The sequence below is a fragment of the Streptomyces sp. NPDC003036 genome (assembly GCF_040611175.1).
Taxonomy (GTDB): domain Bacteria; phylum Actinomycetota; class Actinomycetes; order Streptomycetales; family Streptomycetaceae; genus Streptomyces.
Window position 1 is genome coordinate 165,336 of sequence record NZ_JBEXNO010000009.1, and the last position, 23,119, is coordinate 188,454.

The following is a 23,119-nucleotide window of genomic DNA, read 5'->3' on the forward strand; positions in this document are numbered from 1 at the left end:
CTGATACAACAGGCCTGTGGTTACTCAGGCCCCTGGTTCGGCACGACTTGTGCTCGCCCGCAACGTCATACACATCGATCCGGCTCCGGCCGTCTTCGCCGCGATGAAGGAGGGCTGGGCCCGGCAGCAGTCGGCCCGGTTCCTGAAGTCGTCGACGATCGATCCGCGGCTGCGCATGATCGAGCGGCTGGCGGAGTTCACCGGCCAGTACCCCTGGCAGTGGACACCCGCCGAGGGCGAAGCCTTCATCGCCCACTTGCGAAGTGGGACGAATCCGATCCAACTGTCGACGGCCCGTACGTACGAGGTGACGATCGAGCTGTTCCAGGAGTATTTGCTCGACACCCGCTACGGCTGGATCGATGCCTGCCTGGAGAGATTCGGCGAAGTCCCGCAGCAGGTTTTCCATGAGGGCAACTCGGTTCTGCACACGGTCGAGTACGAAGGCGATCCGCGACGGCGCCCGCTGGGCTATGACGAGGTCCAGGCCCTCTTCGACGCAGCCGACGCCCGGCCGGCCAAGGTTCGAGGCCAGGGCCGCAAGGGCGCCCTGACCGCCCTGCGGGACGCCGCCGTCCTCAAGACCATCTACGCCTACGGCACCCGTCGGACCGAGTCGTCCAAGGTCGATCTGGTCGACCTGCGACGCAGTCCCAAGGCTCCGCAGTTCCGCCGCTACGGCACCATGATGGTCCGCTTCGGCAAAGCCTCGAAGGGGGCACCGCCCAAGCGCCGCACGGTGCTGATGGTCCCGGAGATGGACTGGGCGGTCGACATCCTGGACGAGTGGGTGACCGACATCCGCCCGCACTTCTCGCCCGGACGTCACCCTGCGCTCTGGGTGACCGAACGGGTCGGGCGACTGTCACCGCGGTCGATCAACGAGGCGTTCGTGACGGCCCGCGAGGACGCCGGTCTCGACGAGGACCTCGACCTCCACTGCCTTCGGCACAGCTACATCACGCATCTGACCGAGTTCGGCTATCCCGCCCGCTTCGTCCAGGAACAGGTTGGTCACTCGCACGCGTCAACCACGGCCATTTATATGGGGGTTTCGAACGATTACCGCAACACGCTGCTGGCAGCATCGATGAAGAACCGACTGGGCGACGACTGGGACGTGAACTCGTGATCAAGAAGATGGGCTACCAGTGGCAGCTTCGGCAGCTGATGGCCGAGCGTCAGATGTTCCAGACCTCCGACCTGGTCCCCTTGCTGGCAGAACGCGGTGTCACCCTGTCACGCGAACAGGTCTACCGGCTGGTGACCCAGCCGCCGCAGCGCATGAGTATGGATACCCTCGTCGCGCTCTGCGACATCCTCCAGTGCACCCCCAACGACCTGATCAAGCCCGAGGTCGTCAACGTCCAGCTCCGCAAGACCGCCGACGGGGACGCCGGCCCGCTGCCGGACAAGCCCCGCCGCACCGTGATCCGCCGCCCAGGGCAGTCGTGAAACCAGCCGCAATACGCCGGCAGCACGAGCTTGCGCAGGCCCGCGCCCGCCTGATCGCCTACCTCCAGAGGGTTGTCGGACCGTCGCTGACGGCCGAGGCCGCCCAGACGGCCCTGGAGAAGGCCAAGGCATGGACCCCCAGCCCGGCACGAGCCCTGGACGACTACTTCGCCGAGCATCCGAACGCCCTCACCGAGCCCTCGCCACACTGCCCGGTCCATGTGGTCCGGCTCCTCCAGCACCTCGAAGCAACCGGACACGGCGACACCGTCACCCAGCTGGCCTGCGCACGCTGCCACCGCACTGGCCTCCGCCTCAACCGGATCACCCCGGAAGGCCGCTGCTGCGACTGGTGCGTCGCACGGACCGAGTCTCGGCCCTGCGCACGCTGCGGCCAGAACGGCCTCATCGTCGCCCGGCGCGAGGACGGGCCTGTCTGCCGCCGCTGCTACCGCACGGACCCGCTGTTCCTGAAGGACTGCGCCGACTGCGGCCGCAAACGCCCGCCCGCCAGCCGCCGCGAAGACGGCACGTTTCTTTGCCAGCGCTGCTACCCGAAGCCGAAACACCAGTGCATCCACTGCGGGGAACTGCGGCCGGCGAACGCCATCACCGACGACGGCCCGGTCTGCGCTCCCTGCTACCTGTCCCCGCCCACGCTTTGTGACGCCTGCCAGCAGATCAAGCCGATCAGGATCTCCCGCAAGTCCGACGGCGAGCCTGTGATCTGCGGAGACTGCTACCGCGGGCCGAAGCGGACCTGCGTCCAGTGCGGCCAGGTCCGGCACGGCTTCACCCGCCGCGAGGGCGACTTCTACTGCACCTCCTGCCGCGAGCGACCGTGGCTGCCTTGTGCCGACTGCGGCGAGACCAGGCCGGTGAAGGTCCGCTGGCCCGTCGGCCCGCTCTGCGCCACGTGCTACACGCGCCGAAGGCGCCAACCTGCCCCATGCGCGCGGTGCGGAGCCCTCCGCGCGCTCGTCGGACGGAGCGAAGACGGACATAACATCTGCGGTCCGTGCTCCGGCACCGACATCGACTACACCTGCCCCCGCTGCGGCAACCCCGGCGCCATCTACGCCGAGGGCGCCTGCGCACACTGCGTCGTCAAAGACCGGGTCCGCCAACTCCTCAGCGACGAGGACGGCACCGTCCACCCCCAGCTCCAGCCCCTGGCGGAACAGCTCAGCGCCGCCAACCACCCCTGGTCCGTCCTCGGCTGGATACGTCGCAGCGACGCGGCCCGCATGCTGGCCAGTCTCGCCGCCCGCCAACAAGAGATCACCCACGAACTCCTCGACGAGCTGCCGCAGGATTCGCGAACCCTCTACACCCGAGAACTGCTCGTCGCAGCCGGGGCCCTACCCACACGGGCAGAACACTTCGCTCGCGTCCAGCTCTGGCTCAAGGCCAGACTCGCCGGCCTTCCCCCTCATCACGCCCGCATCATCCGCCCGTTCGCCGAATGGGGCGTCCTTCGCTCCGCCCGGCGCCGGGCGGACAAGGGTCGCTACACCCTCGCTTCTGCCTCGAGTGACCGGCGAAACATCCGGGCCGCAATCACGTTCATGACCTGGCTCGACGAAAACTCGATCACGCTCGCTGACCTCAGCCAGGAAGACCTCGACCTCTGGCTGACCACCAACCCCACCCAGCGCCGAAACCTCAAGCCGTTCGTCCGCTGGGCCGTCGCCCGCCGCCTCACCAGCAAGGTCACCATCCCGACGAAGAAGTACGGCCTGCCTTCCCGATTCCTCGACACCGACGAACTCAACCAACAACTTCGCCGCTGTCTCAACGATGACACCGTCCCCTTGGAAGCCCGCATCATCGGTGCCCTGACCTGCCTCTATGCCCTTCCCACCACCCGGATCGTCGACCTCACGACCGACCGCTTCCACCGAGAAGGCGACGACGCCTACCTGACGATCAGCAAGCACCCTGTCCTCCTCCCACCCCGGCTCGCGGTCCTCATCGAACGACAGATCACGAGCCCCGCCTGCCGCACCTCCGTGCTCCAGCAGTCGCACACCGGGACACCTGGCTTCCTCTTCCCAGGCCGGCCCCCAAGCCGCCCCCGCAGCCCTCAGACCGTCAACCACTACATGAAGCTGCACAGCTTGCCGGGCATCGACGCCCGCAACACGGCCATGATGGAAGCGATCACCGACCTCCCTCCGATCGTGGTCAGCGACCTCTTCGGCGTCCACGCCAACACCGCCTACGCCTGGGCTCAGTACGCCCAAAACAGCTGGGCCGAATACCTCGAAGCCGTCCAGGCCACCGAATAGCGCACGATTAGAACACCACTCTTCCCCAATCCCGCAGAGCGGCGAGAGCGCCGTTTAGGCAGGTGAGGCCGCTGAGAACTTCAAGGGTTGTCTGGCTTGTGAACTGCACGGTTTCAGGCGGGGCCCAGGTGAGGTGACACGGTTGCTCACGCACCTGACGTCTTCTCACCTGGGCGACCTCGACGTCTCCAACGGCCTCGACTCGCTACTCCGGGCCGGTGACCGCCGGCAGCGCCTCGACGACGAAGAACAGGAAGCAGGGCTTGGTCGAAAGGTCGTCGAAGCCATCGGGGAACAGGGCCCGGGCCGCTGGGTCAGGCTGCGGTTCGCTGATGACGGAGAGACCAAAGCCCGCGGTGGTGAATGCGTCGATCATTGCGTGCAACGGCTTTCGCCAGAGGCGCATCGGGGTGGACTTCCCGCCGAGCATCCAGTCGAAGGTGTAGCTCGTGGTCGCGAAGTAGTCGGGCCTAGGATCCCGAAACGTGTACGCCGTGAACGGGTGATCCACGGACACGATCAGCCGACCACCGGGCCTGAGTACTCGCCGAAACTCAGCCAGCGTCGGCCCCCAGTTCTCCAGGTAGTGCAGGACCAGCGACGCGACCACGTCGTCGAACGCATCGTCCTTGAACGGCAGGCGGTCACCCAGCTCGGCCACGTGGAGGGCTACGTCATCACCGAGCCTCTGCCTGGCCAGTGCGAGCATCCCGGCGCTGGCGTCGATCCCGGCGGCGACCGCGCCGCGGTCGCGCAGTGCGGCGGTCAGTGGGCCCGAGCCGCAGCCGGCGTCCAGAACTCGGTGGCCAGCCACGTCTCCGGCGAGGGCTAACATCGCGGGCCGTTCGTAGTACGCGTTCACGAGGTTGTTCTCGTTCTCCGCCGCGTACGCCTCGGCGAAACTGTCGTAGTCGTTCACTCGGGCCGGTTCCGCAGAATCGGCGAAGCTTTCGGGTATGTCGGTTGCGCGTTCCATCGTCGCAGCCTAGAGCCAGGCGAGCCCGCCGCACCGAATAGTGCAAGGTCGGAACACTGCCTCTTCCCCAGTCGCCGACGACCACGCGGCCGGTATGAGCGAAGACGCGGACGGCCGTGCCGACCTGGAGGCGCAGTACGCCGCGGCGGTCCGCGGATGAGCCGAGCAGCCCCCGGGCCGCATCCGCACCCGCTCATCCCGGCCGGGGACGAGTGGTGGCACGGCTGCGGGGAGTGCCGCATCCCGATCCAGGGCGGCTCGGCTGGCCTTGTCGCGCACCGCCGAACCGTCCACGCCCCCCCGCCGCGACTAGGCGACCGCCGCACCCCCATCACCATCCAGTTCGACTTCTGATCCGGACCGGCACGCCGAGACCTGCTCACTCCAGGAGTTCTGCGTGCCGTAGCCGGTGATGTTCCTCCGTGTGGCTTTGTCCGTAAGAACGGGGTTCTGGCACAGATCTTGGGGAGTCGTCGCAGAGCGTGACCTCGATGTTCGATTGTGAGGAGACTGGTTGCGTGAGACGGCGTACGCCTTCTCGTCTGACGCTCTGAATTGACGCTCCCTCAGGTGTCGGCGGCCGCTGCTGTGACCGCTCGTAGACGGTGATGGTGCTGGTCATGGAGACCGATGCACCGTTCTGGGACTCACTGGTGTTCGCCGCGATCGACGAGATGGAGGTCGAGGCGGTTACGGCCGCGTTCGGCACGGTCGAGGCGGTGGCAAGAGGCCGCGCGGCCGGGGCGGCATGTCCGGACTGCCGCCGCTTCTCGGACCGAGTCCACGACCGTTACCAGCGCAGACTGAAGGACCTTCCGCTGGCTGATCAGGGCTTTGTGATCCTGCTGACGGTCCGGCGCTTCATCTGCGGATCGGCGGACTGCCCACGCCGGACGTTCGCCGAGCCGTTCTCCCGGCTGGCCGCCCCGCACGCACGGTTTACCACTCGGCTCAACCATGCCCTGGAGCGGGTGGGACTCGCCCTGGCGGGGCGGGCCGGCGCCCGGCTGGCGGCCCAGCTCGGCTTCGGCGCGGGAAGGATGACCTTGTTACGCAGGCTCATGGCCCTGCCCGATCCGCGGTTCAGCACTCCGCGGGTGCTGGGCGTGGACGACTTCGCTATCCGCCGCGGCCAGACCTACTCCACCGTCTTGACCAGCGTCGAAGACCATCGCGTGGTCGATGTGCTCCCGACCCGCGAGGCCGGGCCGCTGGCCGCCTGGCTGGACCGCCACCCCGGCGTGGAGATCATCTGCCGGGACCGGGCGGGCGCCTATGCCGAGGGCGCCCGGCGCGGTGCCCCCGATGCTCTGCAGGTCGCCGACCGGTTCCATCTGTGGCAGGGCCTGGGCCGGGCCGTGGAGACCTGCGTCGCCGCCCACCGCGACTGTCTGCGTGGGCCCTTGCCCAGCGGCCTCCTGCCGCACGACACCCAACCGGCTTCCGATCGGCCGCAGAACGACGGGGAGACCGTCGGCCGGCGGGCCGAGAGAAAGAAGGCCGCACACGCCCTGGTCCACGAGATGCTCGCCCAGGGTCACTCACGCCGTACGATCGCCCGGCACCTGGGCTGGGGCCTCAACACCGTTCTCCGGTACGGGAACGCCACGCGCTGGCAGGACACCATCCGCAAAAACCGGCCCCGGCCCAGCAGACTCGACCCCTACAAGTCCTACCTCGAACGACGATTCGCCGAGGGATGCACCAGCGTCACCCGACTCCACGGCGAGCTGGTCGCCGAGCAGGCTCCCGTCACCTACGGCATGGTCCGAGCCCACATCGCCACCCTGCGCGGGACTCCATCCGCCGCACCGCCCCGGCCACCGACCGTACGGCAGGTGACCGGCTGGATCACCCGACATCCCACGACCCTGACCGAGGAAGACCGCGTCGGCCTGAAAGACGTCCTGGCCCGCTGCCCCGAACTGAACACGGCAGCCAGACACGTCCGCGACTTCGGCGAGATACTCACCGACCGCCTCGGATCCACACTCCCCACCTGGATCGACGCCGTCGACGCCAGCCAGCTGCCCGGGCTCACCGGCTTCGCACTTCACCTGCATCGAGACCTCGACGCCGTGACAGCCGGGCTCACTCTCGACTGGAGCTCCGGCACCATCGAGGGCGCCGTCAACCGCATCAAGAAGATCAAGAGGCAACTCTACGGCCGAGCCGGATTCGATCTACTCCGCAAGCTGATCCTGCTCCAGTAGCATTCCGTAACTTCTTAAGATCTTTTGCCTATGGAGCCGTATCGCGCAGGTCAGGGCGGTTCCTTGGCAGTCCGAAGCCTGCCATCTTCTTTTCCTCGTAGGACAGGAAGCCCAGGCTCCGGTAGAACGCGTGGTTGCGGCTGCCCTCTGGTGACGCCTCGTGGTCTGTGGACAGGAGGAAGAATCGGCAGTGGGAGTAGCGCCGCATCAAGTGCTCGACCAGCGCCCGGCCGACCCCCTGCCTGTGGTTCGCCGGATTGACCACGATGTCCTGGACGTAACAGATGTGCTCGTCATCGGAGATGGTCCGGGCCAGTCCCAGGAGGGATCCCGATCCGTCTCGTGCCGTGATGACGAGGTGAGAGTTCACGAGACCGCGACAGAGCTTGTCGACGTCGCTGGTGTAGCCCTCCCAGCCGACCGAGTCGTAGAGCTCCAGCACCTCAACAGGATCGAAAACGCCCTCTTCCGCTATGAACATGTCGATCCCCTATGCACTGATGCCGCTTCTCACCGTCAACTCGACATCACACACGTCGGGCACGTCAAGATCGACCACTGCCGGGCCCGGCCGCCTTTCGTTCGAACGCTGGATGACGCTCCGCGACGGCTCCCCAAGATCTGTGCCAGAACCCCGTTCTTATGGACAAAGCCACTCCGTGCCGCCCCGGCCCCCGCGTACGACGCAGGCCGGGGCGGTCGCGGTGGTCCCTCACCGCCGAGAAGAACGAAAGGAGACGGACGTCATGACCCTGCTCCCCCTCTACGAGGTCTACGTCCCGATAAAGAACACCGCCGGCCTGCGCGGTGTCCACGTCTTCACCGGCCACGCCGACAGCCGCAGCGCCGCCGTACGGATCGCCCACGAGGTCTACGACCAGGCCGCCGCCGCGCAGCAGGCCGGACTCGAGGTCCCCGGCAGACATCCGGGCGGCTGGACGGCGCGCGGCTACCGGCCCGGCTGGGAGCTCGACTGGAAGGCGGCGACCGCCGGCCGCTGGAACGACCCGTACCCCTGGACCCGCGCCGACGACGGCGACTTCGAGCTGTAGCTACGCCCCGGGACAGGCGCACATCGGCGTCCAAACCAGTTCGCCTGCCCCGGGCCTACCCACCCCGTACGAGACGAGAGGGAGATCCCAGTATGGACTCCACCCTGCGCACACAGGCCCGGTTCGGGCAGCGCGCACTCCTCCTGACGACCGCTGCCGTGCCGTTGACCGGATGGGCCGTCCACGCCGTCGCCCTGCACAAGAAGATCGCCGCGAGCCGACGCGACCCGCTCACCGGCCTGCTGCGCCGCGACGCCTACACCGCCCGCGCCCGGCAGGTCCTGCGCCGCCACGGCGACGACACCGTTGTAGTCCTGGTCGACGCCGACGACTTCAAGGCCGTGAACGACACGCTGGGCCACGCGGCCGGCGACACCGTCCTCGCGGCCTACGGTGCCCGGCTCACCGCCTGGGCGGGCCCGCGCGCCGTGCTCGGCCGACTTGGCGGCGACGAGTTCGCCGTCGTACTGGACCTGCCCGCCGACCGTCGCGAGGAGCGCCTTGCGCAGCTGATCCGCATGCTGCGCACCCCGGTCGTCCTAGACGACGACCAAGTGGTGAACGTCGCCGCCTCGGTCGGTGCCGCGAGCCCGGACGCGATCGGCTCCGGCGACCTGTCCGCGCTGCAGCGGGCCACCGACGCCGCCCTGTACGACGGCAAGCACTCCGGCCGCGCCGTCCTCGCCACCGCCGCGCACACCACGGTTCCGTCCATCAACGGCCGCCGTGCCGGGCGCCCCGGCACCGCGATCTGGGGGCAGGCGGCATGAGCCAGCCGACCATGCCCGAGGGCGACTGGATCCGGTGCATCAGCATCAGGCAGCCCTGGGCCGCCTGCATCCTGACCGGCGAGAAAACCGTGGAGAACAGGCCGCAACCGTCGTGGCGGCCGGGCTGGGTACTGCTGCACGCGGCCAAGCAGATCGATCGGGCCGCCCTGCGTGAGCCGCTGGTCGCCCGCACGATCCGCGGCCGCGACCTGGTGACCGGCGCCGTGGTCGGCGTCGCCCGCATCACCGGCTCCCACCAGGACCCCGACGGCTCGCCGCCCTGTTCCCCCTGGGCGCAGCCCGGCGTCTGGCACCTGGTCCTCGACGACGTCCAGGAGCTCGCGCTGCCCATCCCGATCGAGCGGGGGCAGCTCGGCCCGTGGCGGCCGTCGCCGGACCTGGTCACGCAGGTGCTCCAGCAGTTGCCCCACCTGCGGCCGTGATCCGCAAACGAGGCAAGCCGCTGTTCGAGCCGGGCTTCGTCCCGGCTCCCGGCGATCTCCTCGAATGGCGCGACAGTCGGCACTTCGACGGCCGGCAGTTCCGCCCCTGCGCGCTGTGCGACGAGCCCACGCCTCTGCGCTCCCACTACGGGGAGCCAGCACACAAGGCGTGCGCCGAAAGCTGGATCGCTGCGAATCCCACCGAGGCACGCTTCGGCCGGTTCGCCTCCGACGTCCAGCCCAAGCGCCAGCGCGACGACGACCACGCCTGACCCTCCACCAGGAGGCCCCTCATGAGCAGCAACCGCGACGTCGACCACGCCCTCGCATATCCCGAGCCGCCCGCCTCCCCGCTGTGGCACCGCCACGGTGTGAAGGCCCGGCCGCTCACCGACGCCCAGCGCCAGCGCAACCGCGAGCTCCTGGAGCTCGCGCAGTACACCCCCCGACCCCGTTCCCCTCGCCCCACCGAGACCCTGACGGAGGCCAGTTGCCAGCCACGCAGGTCGGTGAGCGGCCCGCGCGCCCGTGTGGACCGTGCTCGATGAGTTGACCAACGGGCGTTTCACCAGCCAGAACCCAAAAATCCGCACTCGATGTATGCATATTCTTGAAATGAATACTTGAAGTCTGCATTATTGGGTGTCGTAAGCACCCGGGGCGGCCGCCAGGTCGCCAACTCAGCCGGCCGCCCTGGGACCTTCTGACCCGCAGCCCGCAGCCCCCACGTCACCGAAAGAGCAGCACGTGGCACACATCTCCACCGAAGCCGGCCAGGCGCGTCCCGCTGCCGTCACCGCCCGCCGCCTCACCGTCCGTGCCCTGATGGGAGCACGTCGGCTTAGCGATCCGGCCGCCAGTGTGGTCCTCCTGGTCATGGCCGGTCTGTGGGCCACGCACACCGGCCCGGCCTGGCTCACCACCGCGAACGACTGGACGTTTCTGTTGTACGCCGTCGCCATCCTCGGCATCAGGACTACGGCCGACGCCATGGCTGAGTACCTCATCGGGCTGATCGACCCTGACCGCTGGGACGGCGACATCGCATACGAGCTTGCCGAAGGCCTTGCCCAGATGCGCGCTGATATCGACAACGGCGCCGACATCGAGGACGTGCTGGACAGCCTTCGTGCCAGCAGCCTGCTGAGGGAACTGCTTTTCACGGTGCGGACCCTGGCCGCTGAGTATGCCGCCCGCGGCGACGAGGACGAGCACCAGCGGCTCCTCGCCGCTGTCCGGCACCTGCGCAACGCCGACAAGAACATCGGCTACGGCCACGCCCCGATCGCCGCACTGGAGGGCGGCGGCAAGTAGCTGCGCCCCGGGGACGGCGGCCAGGTCGCCAAACTCAGCCCACCGTCCCCGGGCCTCCCAACCCGCTCCAACCGGAGCAGGGGGCCGGAACCATCGTCCCTCATGACCGCGAGGAGCAGAAACATGACCCCCCGATCCGACGACATCGCACAAGCCCGCGAGGACCTAAAGAAGGCACTCGCCGCCGCCAAGGCCAAGCGAGACAAGATCTTCGAAGAGACCGAGAAGGTACGCGAAGCCGCGGAAGCCGAGATGTGGAGGACGGTAAAGACCGAGCTGGACGACGCGTATCACGGTGCCCGCACCGACGCCGTCGAAGTCCTCGGCTACACCCGCGACTACATCCTCAAGCGGACGAAGAAGTACAGCTAACCCAACCCGCCCCGGGGCCGGCCGCCAGGTCGCCAAAACTTAGCCGACCGCCTCCGGGCCTCCCGACCTGACCAGTACGAGGGGTAAGCCATGGCTGTGCGTGACCGCCTCCGCTCCGTCGTGTTCGACGCGATGACCAGCCCGGACGGGTCCCCCGCCGGCGCCCGCCGCGCCAGCCAAGCTGCCTCCCTGCTCGCCTCCACGGCCGCCGACCACAGCACCGTCGCCGCCGCGGCCATCGCCGGACTGGGCGCCGCTGCGGTCGCGGCCGAGGGCGCGCTGTTCAATGTCTACCCGCCCGGCGACTAGGCCTCCTTCACCGTCAACGACTGATCAGGAGAGCGACGACCGCGCCTGTTCGACCGCGCGCGTCGCCGTCGAGGTCGCCCTCGGCGACCCCGAGTAGGGCCGCGGCAACCGGCTCTGGCCAGCCCTCGCCTCCGCCATCGGATCCGACATGGCCGCCTCGGGCAGCACCCGGCTCCACTGATCTGTCCACCCGGCCGTGTCGTCCGGTCCACAAGGCCACCGGTCCGGACGACGCGGGGGACTGGATAGCCAGCCCAAAGCCGCTACCAGAAACGGAGCACTCCGTGACCCCGACCACCCTGACCCGCATGGCGCCCGCGGCCCCGACCGACCGCAGCGACCTGGTCCACGACATCCGTCTGCGCAACGCCGACGGCACCAGCAACCCGACCCAGGACGTTCCGCAGCTGCTCGCCCACATCGAAATGCTGGAGCAGCGCCTGGTCGCCGCCGAGGCCGTCTTCCCAGACATCACCCAGCTCACCCCCGGCGAGCCAGTCGAGCTGACCATCTACCGCGCCGAGTATGAGCACGGCCAGCTGCCGCTGGGCCTCTACACCAACTGCGGCGCCGCCCGCGCCCACGGTGAGGCCCTCCCCAGCCGCGAAGGCCTGCCCACCGGTGCGATCCTCACCTGGATCCCCGACTTCGGCGACGCCGAGGCGATTGAGGAGCTGGCCGTGTTCTACCCCGGCGGCGACGACGAGAAGGAGGACAGCTCCACCGGCTACCTTGCCACCCCGATCACCCTGACCGCCGTGTACGACTCGGAGGCTGAGGAGTGATGGGCTCGCGCACCGTGTGGGAGGTCGACGTCCCCATAGAGCACCGGCAGGACAAGACCCGCAAGGGCGTCCACGTCTTCACCGGCCTCGCTGACAACGAGGACGACGCGTTCGCCGCCGCCCTGCGTGCCTGCGAGATCGCCCGGCTGCACGCCATGTCCGGCCAGCCGATCCCCGCCGGCACCAGCCGCGTCGACTGGTCCGCCCGCGGACTGCGCCCCGACTGGGAGTTGCGCTGGGACCGCGCCGAAAAGAAGCAGATCGTCCTCTGACTACGCCCCGGGGTGGCCGCACAAGGCCTGAGAAACCGCCGGCCGCCCCGGGCCCCCTCACCCCGCAGCAGCGGAGAAGGAGAAACCCCATCATGCACGCCCCGACCCTCCGACCGCAGCGTCAGCAGGGCATCGCTGCCACCATCATGCGCGCCATAGCCCGGCGCAGCCCCCGCCTGAACACCACCCCGGAGTCCGTCTGCGAGCGAGAGCAGTGCTTCGTTGCCTGGACCGGCGAAGAGGCCGACTGCTGGAACTGCGGCATGCCCGCCACCCTCCGCAGCACCCGGCGCGGCTCCGCCCTCCAGCGGCTCCTGGCCGCCGTCGACCCCAACACCCCCCGCCCCCGCACCTCCCGGAAGGCGGCCCTGGCATGAGCACCCTGAAGTCCCTCACCGACCTCATCGGCGCCCAGGCCCTGGGCGACCACCTCACCGCCGCCGTCCACGACCTCATCGACCGCGAGCAGCTCGACTGCGCCGAGGCGTACCAGCGGATCACCGACGCGGCCGATGCCGGCGACCCGGCCGTCCTGGCTGCCACCCGCCAGACCTGGGTACGCCGCGACGACGTCGACCCCGAGGAGGCCCCCGCCCGGCGGCTGTACGTCCTGGAGCGGACCCCCACCGGCGTCTTCGTCGCCTTCGTCGACGTCGACCGGGCCGCCGACGACACCGACGACGGCCAGTACGCCAACGTCGTCCCGGAACTGCTCCCGTACAACGACCACTCCTCCGGCGCCGAGCTGCCGGTCGAAGAGCTGGAGATGTACCGGCTCGAGGCCTGGGAGCCGTTCGAGCACCTGCTGCCGACCGTAGGCGGCATCGGCAACGTCCGGCCGCAGACCGGAGCCGGATCGTGACCGGCCGGCTCGCTCCCTTCCCCCGGTTCACCGGAACCGAGCCCTGCCAGGCCCCCGGCGCCGAACCCGACTGGTGGACCAGCGACGACAGCAACGACCGGGCGGCCGCTCAGCTCGCCTGCCGGCGCTGCCCGACCCGTGAGGCGTGCCTGGCCTGGGCCATCGACCACCCCACCGACGCAGGCGACGCCATCTGGGCCGGCACCACCCGCCACCGGCGCCGGGAACTGTGCCGCGAATTCGCCTTCAGCGCACAGGAGAAGAAGTGAACGACACCGACCGCGCCATCGTCATCGAACGGCTCAAGCAAGGATGCAGCGCCGACGCGATCCACGCCGAGGTAGGCGACGTGTCCGTAGGCGAGATCGCCGCCATTGCCGAGAGCGAGGGACTCACCCAGGCCCACCGCAAGGCCGGCACGTCGCAGATCCCGGACGTCGACCCGCAGCTGGCGCGCGCCCTGGGCGCCCTGGCCTGGGGCGAGAACAGCCACACCGCTCGCATCCGCAACCTTGCGGCCCGCATCCGCGCCGGCCTGAACGAACTCGAGCAGCTCCACCGCGACGCGGCCGCCATCGAGAAGGAAGAGCGGGAAGTCGCCGAGGCTGCCCAGCCCCTGACCAAGGCCCAGGCCAAGCTGCGGCGCCTGAAGAACGGCGGCAAGTCGACGAAGCAGACCGCCAGCGCCAGCGGTCAGTCGCTGGACGCCAAGCGCCAACGTGACCAGATCCGGGCCTGGGCCCGCCCCCAGGGCATGGCCGTCTCGCAGGTCGGCTCCATCCCCAAGGACGTCATGGACGCCTGGAACAACCGGGACGGCAAGGCGGCCGTCCCCGCGCAGACCGGGTAACCGATGGCCGCCTTCCCCGCCAACGCTGACGGCGGCCAGCCGCTTACCGGTACGGGGCGGCTCACCCTGCTCCGTACCGCCGGCGGCGCCGCCTTCGGCGCCCTCACCGCCCGACACCTCGGCCACATTGCTATCCGGATCGGCAGCCTGAGCGCCGTCGAACCGAAGGGGGAATGACCGATGCCGATCCGCCCGGAAAACAAAGACCGATACCCCGACGACTGGCTGGCCATCTCCCTCGCCGCGAAGGAAGCCGCGGGCTGGCGCTGCGCCTGTACCGGCCAGTGCGGCCGCGGCACGCACGCGGGCTGCTGCCCCAACCGGCACGGCCAGGCCGCCTACGGCACCGGTTCGACCGTCGTCCTGACCACCGCCCATCTCAACCACCAGCCTGAGGACATCCGGCCGGACAACCTGGTCGTGATGTGCGCCGGCTGCCACCTCCACCACGACCGGGCGCACCACCGCGTCACCGCCGCGCTCACCCGCGCCGCCGACCTGGCCGCCGCCGGGCAGCTTGCCCTCGAAGCGGTCGCCGACCTGGCCGTGCCCACCGAGCCGGTCCTGCCGCCCGCCCTGCCGGCCGCCCCCGCGACCGCGCACGACGAGGCGCTGCCCTTCTTCACCCACCCCGACAGCACCGAGACCACGGAGGTCCACCCCTGATGGCCCGCATCACCGCCACCATCAAGCCCGTCCACGCCGACGGGACCCTCTGCACCCACAAGGTCACCACCACCGGCAAGCCCAAGGAAGCCGGCTGCACCGGCCGGAGCGCCTACCGCGCCACCTGCTCCGCCTGCAACTGGACCGACCAGAGCACCACGAGGGCCGCGCTGGAGTACGTCCGCGACCTCCACCTGCACAGCCACCTCACCAAGCCCGTCCCCGCCGCTGTCTCAGCCTGAGAGGACACCCACACCCATGAAGCTCCGACTCGAACACGCCCCATTCGCTGCCGCCGTCGCCGACGCAGCCCGCGCCCTGCCCGCCCGGCCCCCTGCCCCTGTCCTCGCCGGCCGGTCGGTGAAGAGGCCGGTCCCCTCCCGGCCGCCCGCGATCCGCTCCTTGGGTCCGTTGCCCGAGGGGCTGTCGTACTCGGACTTACTCCCCGAGTAGACCGGCGCCTGGGCTAGTTCTGGGAACTCCTCCCTCATCCACCGGGGGAGGATGTGTTCCTTCGTCATCTTCCGGTTCTCGCCACAGAACAAGCACTCACCTTGGCCGCGCCCCGCCTAAGGTGCCCGCCATGGACTGACCAAAGCCGGATATACGCAGTCGCTGCGGCGACGCCAGCGCGAGCAAGAATGACGGTGCGGAAGATCCACTCACGGCGGCTTCTGACCTCACCATGGCTGGACCCCTCAAACCGCGACACAGGCACGGCGCGGCTCGGGAACCCAGTAATGGCACCGAACCCGTGATGGCCGCGACATTTGCCCCGCCTGCTGGATGAAAGAACGACGATGATCGCCAGCCGACATGCGACTCGCGCCCAGGTTCGGGGCTGTCGGGCTGTAGGGAGGATTTCAGTGGACGTGGCTGTGGTCTGGGCACTGAAATCTTCCATTCGGAAGCTCATGGCGGTTTCGGCGCACTGGTAACTTCAGTGTCCGGTGGCTGCGGCGTCCTGCTGGGTTCCCTGGTACGAGAGCCGCGGGGCACTGCCAATCATCGTTTGACGCGGCTACGGACGGCCAGGACCGCCAGGCCCAGAAGGATGGGCTCCGTCACGCGGGATGCCATTTCGATGTAGGTGCCGGCGGTGGTGAGGTCCTGGCCGGAGGAGCGGAACACGACCGAGTTGACGGTGACGTTCAGGGCCTTCTCAAAGCGCTTCAACGTGCGCCAGTCCCCGTCCAAGGTGGGGTTTTCGAGACCAGTTTTGTCGATCTTGAGAGTGACCTTGCCTCCGGCGGGTGGCACGGTGCCAGTCGCTTGCTGCTCCGGGGAGGCCTTCGGGAGCCCGAATGCCATCAGCAGCACGATGGTGACCAGCATGGCGGCAGCCAGCCAGCACAGAGCTCGGGAAGCTCGCAGGCCATAGCCCGACAGCATCCAGTAGCTGTACAGCAGTGCGCGTTCGGCACGCTTGATGGTCCCGGTGCGGTCGTGACGGCGCATCTCCATCTCGCCGTAATAGAAGTCCGCCGCCCCCGGCTCGTTCTTGCCGTCCTCGAACGCCTTGCGCAGCGCCCGGTACGCCGGCGCCAGCTGCGCCGGTCCGGCGGGTTCGGGCGCCGCCTTCCATCCTGGGACAGCTGCCGCCTGGTTCGCGCGCCAGTGGTGTTCTTCGGCGAGGGTGCGGCGCGGCGTGAACCGTACCGGGTACCAGCGCCGCCAGTGCAACCCGGACGGGACGCTGGCGAAGGTGCAGCGGCCTTCCAGCCTGAGCTGATCGAGGTGAAAAGCCCCAGTGAACAGACAGTCGGTCAGGTCGACGTCGGCCAGGACCAGGTGCGCGGCGTCCACCCCGCGCACCGACTCCACCCGAACCCTATTCGCGACGCCTCGCAGACGGCCCACCGCCTTACCCTTGTCGGTGAGGAAGAGGGCGGGATGGTATGTGACCATTACGGGGAAGGTAAGCACCGCGTGGTCGAGGTTCGCGGTGGCATAGCGCAGGCGCACTGTCGCCGTCGCCCCCCACCGAGTCCTCTCAAAATGCACGTTACGCGCCGCGATCTCCAGCGTCACTGGCTCTTCGAACACCGCTTCGGACAGAACGACCGTCTTCGCACACACCACCGGTCCGAACCACGGCACCTTCGGAAACTGCGCCCTGTGGAACGACGCGTCGCCGGAAAACTGCGCCCCGCCGAACCAGGCGTTGCGGGAGAACTGCGCCTTGTTGAACTTGGCGTCGCCGGAGAACTGCGCCCCGGAGAACTTGGCGTTGCCGGAGAACTGCGCCCCGGAGAAGTCGGCTTCGCAGAACTGCGCCCCGGAGAACTTGGCGGAGCCGAAGCGGGGGTTTCCTGTGGTGGGGTCGCGCAGGGCCTTGAGAAGCTTCTCGAGGAGCGATTGCGTGAAGGGGGTGCCGCGGTGGTCGATGTCAGCACCGGGCTCCAGGCGCTCCAAATAGGCGTCACGGCCGGTGTCGTCCAGGTGGGCCAGGCAGACTTCGTGGCCGGGGACGCGGCGGCCGCGGCAGCCGCCCCGGTCCCGGGCAGTGGCGTCGCGGCCGCAATACAGCGACTCGGTCGGTTCGGTGCTTGAGTGCGTCATACCCCAAGAACGATCGAGCGCGGGGACGGGTAGTTGCTCCCCCAGGATGCCCCGCACCGAAATCTTCGGTGCGGGCACTGAAGGGCCTACTGAAGTGAATCGTGCGCTACTGAAATCTTCCGTGCGGTCCGACAGGGGCGCCGAGTGCTCAGTATTCGCGAACTCAGGCGCTTTCCCCGGCGGCTACATCGGCGACTCCACCCGCGCAGAGATCGCCTTCGCCTGCGAACTCGGCCGGCCGATCCGCTACACCGACCCGCTCGGATACGCCGTCGTCCTCACCCGCCCCGGCCTCGACCCGGTACGCCTCGGCCCGTACGAGACCGAGCGCCAGGCGGAACGGATGGCCGCAGGCTTGCGCAGCCAGACCCACCACACCCAGCACGTCGAAGGAACCACCTTTGACGTCGACAACTACCGCCCCGAGCTCCAGCACCTGGACGCCCGCGTCCCGGTTGACCCCTACACGCTCGCCGAAGCCATGGATGACGACCAGGACGGCGACGGTACCGGCCGTAACTTCCCCGATCTCTACGCCCGGCTCCTCGCCCAGGAAGGACATGCCTGCGCCGCCGACCTCTGGGGCAAGGCGTGCCAGGAATACGACGACCTGCACCATGGCCCGGACGGTGACCAGTAACCCCACACGCCGGGCGCGGCTGGCTCCACCCTCGGCCGCGCCCTGCTGGTCTTTACGGCGTAAAGAACCAGCGGCGCCGGGACGCGCCGACCGCAAGGCGCCGACTCCACCGCAGACGTTGGTGATGCTCGGCCGGTGAACAGCCCCCAGCCTCTGCGGCCCCCGCTGCCCGTCGCGCTTGCCTCGATCGTCCGCACACTGCCGCGCGGACCGGGCCTCGCCTACGAGCCGAAACTGGACGGAATCAGAATGCTGCTCTTCCGTCTGGACGACGGCGTCGTTCTGCAGACGCGCCGCAACAACATCGTCACCCCCAACTGGCCCGACCTCACCCAAGCGGCCGAGGCGTTGCCTGTCGGTACCGTCCTGGACGGCGAGGCCGTCATCTGGCGGGAAGGCCGCATGGACTTCCCCGCGGTCCTCCAGCGCGCCAGCTCCTCCGCCGTCCGCGCCGGCCAGCTCGCCGCCCTACACACAGCCTCATACGGTGCCTTCGACATCCTGGCCACGGAGGCCGGTGACGTTCGTGGCCTGACTTACGAGCGGCGCCGCTTGTTGCTGGAGCAGGTCCTGGCCAAGGTAGGTCCGCCGCTACAGCCCGTCCTCGTGACCCACGATCCCGACGAAGCGCAGCTGTGGCATGACCTGCTGCCCGAAGCCGCCGGCACCGAAGGGCTCGTCATCAAGCGGCTCACCCAGAGCTACCCGCGACGCGAGCAGCGTGTCTGGTCCAAGCTGCGTCACACCGAGACATCCGACGCGGCGGTGGTCGGCTTTACCGGCCGTCCGGACCGCCCCACCGCCCTGGTGCTCCAGCTTGCCGAACGTGCCCGGCCTGCCGTCACGGCACCTCTCTCTACTGCGCTGCGCCTGCAGCTCGCCCCTGTCCTGCCGGCCCTGGCGGAGCCCGGCCGGACCTGGGCCGGTGAGACGCAGTACACCCCTGTGCGGCCCGGTCTGGTCGCCGAAGTCGAAGAGGGCACTACGCGGCACGCCGTCATCCCGCGGGCGGTCCGGCTACGCGCTGACGTCTGACCTGGGGCCGAGGCGTCCAACTCCCGCACGGGCATGGTCGCGGACCACGTGCTCGGCCAGAGTGGCCACCAGGCGGCGAACAAGGGGGCGCCGACGGCGGCGGAAGTGGCCGCCGGGGCCAGTCCGCGGCGGGGCTGGGCTGCGTGTCTGGCCCGCGTCGGCCAGTACCACCTCGTCATGGCTGGGCTTCTCGCTCTGGTGTGGCTGTTCATCCCGTTGCCGCTCCGGCATCAAGGACCAGGTCTTTGGGCTGGAGGTGTACGCCCTGCCGGGCGCGGGCCCGCCGCGTTTGGCTCGGGCTTGCGGTGAGGTCGGGACGGCGGCAGCCCTTGCGGGGGGCGCATTCTTCCAGCGGCGGGTCGGCCAGGTGATGGCTTTCGGTGAACTTCGTTACGCGGGGGCGAGGGTGTGTAGGTTCAGGTCACTGCTCAGCGTGAGCGAGTCGTCACTGCCTCCCGTCCTTCCGGCGGGCCTGTCCTTGGACGGTGAGCGCTCCCAGCGTGCCTACGGGCCATCAACTGGGTCTGTCTCAGTGCGGTACGTCCTTGCGACTGCGCGACCGCGTCTCTGCCCCCGGTTCTGCGTGGGGCATCGGCGGTGTCGTGGGATTCCGGTCCCGAGCGCCGACCCATCTGGTGTGGGTCATGTCCCCGATCAGGCGGCCTCCGAGAAGCGCCGCACCACGACACTTATGGATGATCATGGAAATTCCGCTCACCTTCGTCGCGCCCGGCGGCGACGAGGACGACCACGCCCAGGGCGCCGTCGGCAAGCTGACGAGCGAACAGATCGCCTCCTTCGCTCCCGGCCTGTTCGACATGGAGCCCGTCCCGACCCCCACCGAGCTGAAGGACTTGGCTACCGCCGCGCAGGACCACCCGTCGGTGGTCCTGCCGGCCGAGATCCTCCGGGCGCTGTTCGCCGGGACCACCCACCCCGACGAGCTGCTCGACCAGCTCGACCACCCCGAGGCCGTCGCCCAGCAGCTGAACACCCGTCCCGGCCGCAGCCGGCAGAAGTCCAAGCGCAAGGTCTCCCGGCTCGGCCGCCTCGCCCGACTCAGCACCAACACCGGGTACGCGGCGGTCGTGCGCAGCCCGCTGCACCAAATCGCCGGGATCATGACCTTGCCGGTCAACCCCCGGTTCCTCGCCGCGATCCAGCATGCCTTCACCAAGGGCCGCACCACCGACCCCACGATTGAGGGCAGCATCCCCGGCCTGCTGGAGATCCACCTGCCGGCCAAGCAGGACCTGGTCGACCTGATCACCACCACGGTCACCCACCACCTCCTGGACTACGACTGGTCGGACTCCATCGCTCGCACCGGCGTCCAGGAGCCGCTGACGTGCATGGCATTGCGCGTGCACTACGCCGACGGCACCAGTGAGGTCTTCGTCGTCGCCATCGACGGGCAGTCCCGGCTGACGTCCGCCTGGCGCAACGTCCTGGGCATCGGCGACAAGAAGCTGACCGCCGCCACGGCGCCCTCGTACGCCGAGAAGATCGTGGGCCGCATGTTCGCCCACGACGCCGTGGCCGCGTCCCGCAAGGCCGTCAACGGGGCACTGAACGCCGCCCGTGCGAGCTCCTGGACCGCCAACGAGCTGGAAACCCTGCACTCCCGCCTCGCCCCCGTCAACCTCGTCGTTGGCACCTACACTCGCCTCGGCGAACCCTGCGAGGCCACCACCTGGTTCACCGAGCACCTCACCCAGATCCACCTGCGCCCTCGGCACTGGAGCGGCGGAAGCGACCAGGAGAAGGCCGTCGCCGATGCCATGCTCGCCGCCGTCCACGCCGGGAAGATCACACCGCCCCTCGCCAGCGCCCTGTCGGGACGTCTGCACGGCCTGGACTTCACCCACGCCACCGGCCTGCCCCACCACCCCGCCTTCGCCCGCGCCCTGCTCTTCGAGACGGTGCTCTCCGCTGACGCCGGCGCGCTCATCCGCTCCGCCATCGCCGAGGGCCTCTCGCTCGACCCCAGCAGCAAGGACTTCCCCGCGAAGCTCCTGAAGACCACGGCGATCTTCTCCACCCGCTACCTGCGCTCCGACGCCAAGACGGTCTTCCCGAACATGGTGCACACCTGGGACAACGGCGGTTCGATCACCCGCACGATGTGGAACCGCCTGGCCAAGGGAGCGGACGCATTCACCCTGACCCGGCTGCGGGACGACCAGCTGGACGACGACCCGTACAAGAGCGCCTCCGACCTCGTCGAGCAGCTGCGGCGGCGAGCCGAGGACGACGTCCCCGGCGCCCGGGACGAACTCGCCGTACTCGGCGGGGACGCCCTCACCGTCGCTGAGACCCTGGGCCGCGACCGCGGGTCCAAGGAGGATCTGGTCTCCGAGGAGCCCGTGAACGGCAAGACCCCTTACCGCTCCCGGCCGCCCGGCGTCGTCGCGGCGCTCATCGAGACCCCGGCCGGCCGCCTTCTCCTCGGGGCGGCCCTTAGCAGCTGGGTCGACCAGGTCCCCGGCCACCCCGCGGACTACTCCCGTCAGTTCACCGTCCCCGAGATCACCACCACCCCGGACGGCACCCCCGTCATCGCCACTACCCACGGAAACCCCAGGCGGGCAACCGAGTGGCACGTCTTCGAGCTTGCCTGGCCAGGCCTCCCGACCTCGCGCCGCGCGGTGATCGAGGGGCGGCGCGACGTGGCGCGGCAGGTGGCGGACGAGGGCGGCAAGAGCCAGCCGAAGGCCGCGTCCATCAAGGCCCTGCAGACCGCGGTCGGGCGGCTGGAGCAGACCATCGCCTCCATCCTGACGAGCCCCAGCCAGCCGAAGTTCGCGGACGGTGCGCAGCAGGAGGCACTGCAGAAGCTGCTGTTCAAGGCCAGCCTGGACATCGGCAAGATCCCCGTCGTGGTGCCCGCCAGCCGGAACCCGTACCCCAACCTCGTCCCCGAGGACGGCGAGGCCCCCGACGGGCCGACTCCCGGCAGCGGCGACCCCTACGCCCTCCCCGAGGACGGCCGCTGATGAGCGCGGGATGGACCCTCGGTCCCGACCTTGCCGCGGATGTCGCCGCCATCCCCGGCCAGCGTCTTGCCACGCCGCCCGAGACCCTCCAGGCGTGCGTCTACCCGCTCCGCGAGGCCAACGGAAGCTGGACCTTCCGCCACCTCCCGCCCTGGCCGACGGCGCTCTACGTTGCCTTGGACGACTGCTACCGCAGCCTCTACACCGGCAAGGTGCAGCGCGGCACGGCCGAGCGGCCCGACATGAACGCCGTCCGGGACCGCACCCGCGAGCACTACCGCGACAACCAGCCCCCCGAGGTCCGCCACACCTGGCACCACCTGTGGGTCATCCCGATCGAGCACGGTGTCCCCGGCGCTGAGCTTGAGGCTTGGGAGACCCGCGTCCGCCGCTGCATGGCATCGCCGCAGACCCGCAAGAGCGCGCTGCTGCGCTCGGCGTAGCGAGGCCACTGGCCGGTCCGGCGATGAGCCGGGCTGGCCGACTTATCGTTGCAGGTCCTGGCCGGAACGGGGTGTGAGGCCCGTGGGCCAATTCCACCTCATCGGATCCGTGGCGATGGCGCCGACGATCTGGGTCAGTAGGGGTGAGGGGCAGACGCCGGTCACCACGGCCGGGGGCGCGGGTCCTGGCGCGGTACGCCGTGGTGGTACCGGATGACCTCCTGTGCCAGGACCTGCTCAGCCTGGCGCAGGCGTACGTCCTCCGTCCGTCCCTCGTCCTTTGCCCAGTCCGGCAGCGTCGGTGACGTGAGCGACAGACGGATGCGTCGCATGGGAGGGTCGACCTCTGATGAGGAACTGCGTCTTCTGCGCCATCGCCGCTGGGGAAGCCCCGGCCGTTATCGTTGCGGGCATCAGCGGCCGCGCCAGCGCGGCGATCTCGTCCAGTTCCCGCCTGCGCTGGGGAAGCGCCCGGCGCAGTCCCTGGTGGAGTCGCAGGAAAGCCGCGGCTTCCTGGTCGGTGTAGGGGCGGAGCCGTTCCGCGGCGAGCGCCCAGGCTGCTTGCCCGGCGCCGCCGGCTTCGTGGCGCATCAGGGCTTGGCCGTCCCGCCGGATCACGCTGCCGGGGGCGGCCTCGACTAGGGCCTGTCTCCCCGATCATGATCGCAGCCAGATGATGAGGGCTGCAGCGGTGACGGTTCCGAGGTAGACGTATCCGCGCTTGATGCCCCTATGGATGTCAAGCGGCGGAATCCGTCTGGGTAAGAGGAGTGCTCGCTGGGACGACCAGCCGGTAGATCTCTCGTGCGACGT

Annotated in this window: 29 protein-coding genes; 25 read left to right on the forward strand and 4 right to left on the reverse strand. The window is 69.3% G+C overall.

What is annotated here, in order from left to right:
• Nucleotides 1–103: 103 nt before the first annotated feature.
• Genes ABZX67_RS09520 through ABZX67_RS09530 form a run of 3 tightly spaced genes read left to right on the forward strand, consistent with a single transcriptional unit; the run spans nt 104 to nt 3,746 of the window.
• Nucleotides 104–1,132, forward strand: coding sequence for a tyrosine-type recombinase/integrase (locus ABZX67_RS09520; RefSeq protein ID WP_355356678.1), 1,029 nt, complete (start codon nt 104–106; stop codon nt 1,130–1,132).
• Nucleotides 1,129–1,455 (forward strand): helix-turn-helix transcriptional regulator, encoded by a 327-nt coding sequence (locus ABZX67_RS09525; protein WP_355356608.1) that lies wholly within the window; start codon nt 1,129–1,131, stop codon nt 1,453–1,455. The genes ABZX67_RS09520 and ABZX67_RS09525 overlap by 4 nt, the downstream gene beginning before the upstream one ends.
• A complete protein-coding gene (locus ABZX67_RS09530) occupies nt 1,452–3,746 on the forward strand; it encodes an XRE family transcriptional regulator (protein WP_355356610.1) in 2,295 nt (764 codons plus the stop codon). The genes ABZX67_RS09525 and ABZX67_RS09530 overlap by 4 nt, the downstream gene beginning before the upstream one ends.
• Nucleotides 3,747–3,951: 205 nt before the next feature.
• On the opposite strand, the gene ABZX67_RS09535 is transcribed toward ABZX67_RS09530, so the two are convergent.
• Nucleotides 3,952–4,722, reverse strand: a complete 771-nt coding sequence (locus ABZX67_RS09535; RefSeq protein ID WP_355356612.1) for a class I SAM-dependent methyltransferase — start codon at nt 4,720–4,722, stop codon at nt 3,952–3,954.
• 620 nt (nt 4,723–5,342) lie between these two features.
• Between ABZX67_RS09535 and ABZX67_RS09540 the strand changes: the two genes are divergently transcribed.
• Nucleotides 5,343–6,935 (forward strand): ISL3 family transposase, encoded by a 1,593-nt coding sequence (locus ABZX67_RS09540; RefSeq protein ID WP_355356614.1) that lies wholly within the window; start codon nt 5,343–5,345, stop codon nt 6,933–6,935.
• 28 nt (nt 6,936–6,963) lie between these two features.
• Here the strand turns inward: ABZX67_RS09540 and ABZX67_RS09545 are convergent, their stop codons facing one another.
• The gene (locus ABZX67_RS09545; RefSeq protein WP_355356616.1) at nt 6,964–7,416 is read right to left on the reverse strand and encodes a GNAT family N-acetyltransferase; all 453 of its coding nucleotides are present in this window, start codon (nt 7,414–7,416) and stop codon (nt 6,964–6,966) included.
• A gap of 265 nt (nt 7,417–7,681) precedes the next feature.
• Here ABZX67_RS09545 and ABZX67_RS09550 point away from each other — a divergent pair, with 265 nt between their 5' ends.
• The 17 genes from ABZX67_RS09550 to ABZX67_RS09630 all read left to right on the forward strand — a co-directional run bounded on the left by ABZX67_RS09550 (nt 7,682) and on the right by ABZX67_RS09630 (nt 14,872).
• Nucleotides 7,682–7,987, forward strand: coding sequence for a hypothetical protein (locus tag ABZX67_RS09550; RefSeq protein WP_355356618.1), 306 nt, complete (start codon nt 7,682–7,684; stop codon nt 7,985–7,987).
• A gap of 92 nt (nt 7,988–8,079) precedes the next feature.
• On the forward strand, nt 8,080–8,757 hold the full coding sequence (locus ABZX67_RS09555; RefSeq protein WP_355356620.1) for a GGDEF domain-containing protein: 678 nt from the start codon (nt 8,080–8,082) through the stop codon (nt 8,755–8,757).
• Nucleotides 8,754–9,200: a hypothetical protein gene (locus tag ABZX67_RS09560; RefSeq protein ID WP_355356622.1), complete on the forward strand. Its 447-nt coding sequence runs from the start codon at nt 8,754–8,756 to the stop codon at nt 9,198–9,200. Before ABZX67_RS09555 ends, ABZX67_RS09560 begins: the two co-directional genes overlap by 4 nt.
• Nucleotides 9,197–9,472 (forward strand): hypothetical protein, encoded by a 276-nt coding sequence (locus ABZX67_RS09565; protein WP_355356624.1) that lies wholly within the window; start codon nt 9,197–9,199, stop codon nt 9,470–9,472. The genes ABZX67_RS09560 and ABZX67_RS09565 overlap by 4 nt, the downstream gene beginning before the upstream one ends.
• 21 nt (nt 9,473–9,493) lie before the next feature.
• Entirely contained in the window at nt 9,494–9,748 is a 255-nt protein-coding gene (locus tag ABZX67_RS09570; RefSeq protein ID WP_355356626.1) for a hypothetical protein, read from the forward strand.
• A 199-nt stretch (nt 9,749–9,947) separates the two neighbouring features.
• On the forward strand, nt 9,948–10,514 hold the full coding sequence (locus tag ABZX67_RS09575; protein WP_355356628.1) for a hypothetical protein: 567 nt from the start codon (nt 9,948–9,950) through the stop codon (nt 10,512–10,514).
• A 123-nt stretch (nt 10,515–10,637) separates the two neighbouring features.
• The gene (locus tag ABZX67_RS09580) at nt 10,638–10,886 is read left to right on the forward strand and encodes a hypothetical protein (protein WP_355356630.1); all 249 of its coding nucleotides are present in this window, start codon (nt 10,638–10,640) and stop codon (nt 10,884–10,886) included.
• Between the two features lie 90 nt (nt 10,887–10,976).
• Complete coding sequence (locus ABZX67_RS09585; RefSeq protein ID WP_355356632.1) at nt 10,977–11,195, forward strand: hypothetical protein; 219 nt, start codon at nt 10,977–10,979, stop codon at nt 11,193–11,195.
• 284 nt (nt 11,196–11,479) lie between these two features.
• The gene (locus ABZX67_RS09590; RefSeq protein WP_355356634.1) at nt 11,480–11,980 is read left to right on the forward strand and encodes a hypothetical protein; all 501 of its coding nucleotides are present in this window, start codon (nt 11,480–11,482) and stop codon (nt 11,978–11,980) included.
• Nucleotides 11,980–12,252 carry a hypothetical protein gene (locus tag ABZX67_RS09595; RefSeq protein WP_355356636.1) on the forward strand — a complete coding sequence of 91 codons (273 nt, stop codon included), beginning with the start codon at nt 11,980–11,982 and terminating at the stop codon, nt 12,250–12,252. Before ABZX67_RS09590 ends, ABZX67_RS09595 begins: the two co-directional genes overlap by 1 nt.
• Before the next feature lie 92 nt (nt 12,253–12,344).
• A complete protein-coding gene (locus ABZX67_RS09600) occupies nt 12,345–12,629 on the forward strand; it encodes a hypothetical protein (protein WP_355356638.1) in 285 nt (94 codons plus the stop codon).
• The gene (locus ABZX67_RS09605; protein ID WP_355356640.1) at nt 12,626–13,114 is read left to right on the forward strand and encodes a hypothetical protein; all 489 of its coding nucleotides are present in this window, start codon (nt 12,626–12,628) and stop codon (nt 13,112–13,114) included. The genes ABZX67_RS09600 and ABZX67_RS09605 overlap by 4 nt, the downstream gene beginning before the upstream one ends.
• Nucleotides 13,111–13,383, forward strand: a complete 273-nt coding sequence (locus ABZX67_RS09610; protein WP_355356642.1) for a WhiB family transcriptional regulator — start codon at nt 13,111–13,113, stop codon at nt 13,381–13,383. Before ABZX67_RS09605 ends, ABZX67_RS09610 begins: the two co-directional genes overlap by 4 nt.
• Entirely contained in the window at nt 13,380–13,964 is a 585-nt protein-coding gene (locus ABZX67_RS09615; protein WP_355356644.1) for a histone-like nucleoid-structuring protein Lsr2, read from the forward strand. Before ABZX67_RS09610 ends, ABZX67_RS09615 begins: the two co-directional genes overlap by 4 nt.
• 3 nt (nt 13,965–13,967) lie before the next feature.
• The gene (locus ABZX67_RS09620; RefSeq protein WP_355356646.1) at nt 13,968–14,141 is read left to right on the forward strand and encodes a hypothetical protein; all 174 of its coding nucleotides are present in this window, start codon (nt 13,968–13,970) and stop codon (nt 14,139–14,141) included.
• Between the two features lie 3 nt (nt 14,142–14,144).
• On the forward strand, nt 14,145–14,630 hold the full coding sequence (locus tag ABZX67_RS09625; RefSeq protein ID WP_355356648.1) for a hypothetical protein: 486 nt from the start codon (nt 14,145–14,147) through the stop codon (nt 14,628–14,630).
• Complete coding sequence (locus tag ABZX67_RS09630; protein WP_355356650.1) at nt 14,630–14,872, forward strand: hypothetical protein; 243 nt, start codon at nt 14,630–14,632, stop codon at nt 14,870–14,872. Before ABZX67_RS09625 ends, ABZX67_RS09630 begins: the two co-directional genes overlap by 1 nt.
• A 763-nt stretch (nt 14,873–15,635) precedes the next feature.
• Here the strand turns inward: ABZX67_RS09630 and ABZX67_RS09635 are convergent.
• Nucleotides 15,636–17,192, reverse strand: coding sequence for a pentapeptide repeat-containing protein (locus tag ABZX67_RS09635; RefSeq protein WP_355356652.1), 1,557 nt, complete (start codon nt 17,190–17,192; stop codon nt 15,636–15,638).
• 121 nt (nt 17,193–17,313) lie between these two features.
• Between ABZX67_RS09635 and ABZX67_RS09640 the strand changes: the two genes are divergently transcribed.
• The 4 genes from ABZX67_RS09640 to ABZX67_RS09655 all read left to right on the forward strand — a co-directional run bounded on the left by ABZX67_RS09640 (nt 17,314) and on the right by ABZX67_RS09655 (nt 22,306).
• Nucleotides 17,314–17,832: a hypothetical protein gene (locus ABZX67_RS09640; RefSeq protein WP_355356654.1), complete on the forward strand. Its 519-nt coding sequence runs from the start codon at nt 17,314–17,316 to the stop codon at nt 17,830–17,832.
• 135 nt (nt 17,833–17,967) lie between these two features.
• Nucleotides 17,968–18,867 carry an RNA ligase family protein gene (locus ABZX67_RS09645; protein WP_355356656.1) on the forward strand — a complete coding sequence of 300 codons (900 nt, stop codon included), beginning with the start codon at nt 17,968–17,970 and terminating at the stop codon, nt 18,865–18,867.
• Nucleotides 18,868–19,568: 701 nt separating this feature from the next.
• Nucleotides 19,569–21,863: a hypothetical protein gene (locus ABZX67_RS09650; protein ID WP_355356658.1), complete on the forward strand. Its 2,295-nt coding sequence runs from the start codon at nt 19,569–19,571 to the stop codon at nt 21,861–21,863.
• Nucleotides 21,863–22,306 (forward strand): hypothetical protein, encoded by a 444-nt coding sequence (locus ABZX67_RS09655; RefSeq protein ID WP_355356660.1) that lies wholly within the window; start codon nt 21,863–21,865, stop codon nt 22,304–22,306. Before ABZX67_RS09650 ends, ABZX67_RS09655 begins: the two co-directional genes overlap by 1 nt.
• 161 nt (nt 22,307–22,467) lie before the next feature.
• Here the strand turns inward: ABZX67_RS09655 and ABZX67_RS09660 are convergent, their stop codons facing one another.
• Nucleotides 22,468–22,638 carry a hypothetical protein gene (locus tag ABZX67_RS09660; protein ID WP_355356662.1) on the reverse strand — a complete coding sequence of 57 codons (171 nt, stop codon included), beginning with the start codon at nt 22,636–22,638 and terminating at the stop codon, nt 22,468–22,470.
• Nucleotides 22,639–23,119: the final 481 nt, after the last annotated feature.

Coding starts and splice junctions, on each gene's coding strand:
- ABZX67_RS09655 (WP_355356660.1), top strand. CDS start 21,863: ATGAGCGCGGGATGGACCCTCGGTCCCGACCTTGCCGCGGATGTCGCC.
- ABZX67_RS09535 (WP_355356612.1), bottom strand. CDS start 4,722: ATGGAACGCGCAACCGACATACCCGAAAGCTTCGCCGATTCTGCGGAA.
- ABZX67_RS09650 (WP_355356658.1), top strand. CDS start 19,569: ATGGAAATTCCGCTCACCTTCGTCGCGCCCGGCGGCGACGAGGACGAC.
- ABZX67_RS09630 (WP_355356650.1), top strand. CDS start 14,630: ATGGCCCGCATCACCGCCACCATCAAGCCCGTCCACGCCGACGGGACC.
- ABZX67_RS09520 (WP_355356678.1), top strand. CDS start 104: ATGAAGGAGGGCTGGGCCCGGCAGCAGTCGGCCCGGTTCCTGAAGTCG.
- ABZX67_RS09555 (WP_355356620.1), top strand. CDS start 8,080: ATGGACTCCACCCTGCGCACACAGGCCCGGTTCGGGCAGCGCGCACTC.
- ABZX67_RS09620 (WP_355356646.1), top strand. CDS start 13,968: ATGGCCGCCTTCCCCGCCAACGCTGACGGCGGCCAGCCGCTTACCGGT.
- ABZX67_RS09545 (WP_355356616.1), bottom strand. CDS start 7,416: ATGTTCATAGCGGAAGAGGGCGTTTTCGATCCTGTTGAGGTGCTGGAG.
- ABZX67_RS09595 (WP_355356636.1), top strand. CDS start 11,980: ATGGGCTCGCGCACCGTGTGGGAGGTCGACGTCCCCATAGAGCACCGG.
- ABZX67_RS09560 (WP_355356622.1), top strand. CDS start 8,754: ATGAGCCAGCCGACCATGCCCGAGGGCGACTGGATCCGGTGCATCAGC.
- ABZX67_RS09585 (WP_355356632.1), top strand. CDS start 10,977: ATGGCTGTGCGTGACCGCCTCCGCTCCGTCGTGTTCGACGCGATGACC.
- ABZX67_RS09660 (WP_355356662.1), bottom strand. CDS start 22,638: ATGCGACGCATCCGTCTGTCGCTCACGTCACCGACGCTGCCGGACTGG.
- ABZX67_RS09600 (WP_355356638.1), top strand. CDS start 12,345: ATGCACGCCCCGACCCTCCGACCGCAGCGTCAGCAGGGCATCGCTGCC.
- ABZX67_RS09625 (WP_355356648.1), top strand. CDS start 14,145: ATGCCGATCCGCCCGGAAAACAAAGACCGATACCCCGACGACTGGCTG.
- ABZX67_RS09570 (WP_355356626.1), top strand. CDS start 9,494: ATGAGCAGCAACCGCGACGTCGACCACGCCCTCGCATATCCCGAGCCG.
- ABZX67_RS09540 (WP_355356614.1), top strand. CDS start 5,343: ATGGAGACCGATGCACCGTTCTGGGACTCACTGGTGTTCGCCGCGATC.
- ABZX67_RS09605 (WP_355356640.1), top strand. CDS start 12,626: ATGAGCACCCTGAAGTCCCTCACCGACCTCATCGGCGCCCAGGCCCTG.
- ABZX67_RS09635 (WP_355356652.1), bottom strand. CDS start 17,192: ATGACGCACTCAAGCACCGAACCGACCGAGTCGCTGTATTGCGGCCGC.
- ABZX67_RS09550 (WP_355356618.1), top strand. CDS start 7,682: ATGACCCTGCTCCCCCTCTACGAGGTCTACGTCCCGATAAAGAACACC.
- ABZX67_RS09580 (WP_355356630.1), top strand. CDS start 10,638: ATGACCCCCCGATCCGACGACATCGCACAAGCCCGCGAGGACCTAAAG.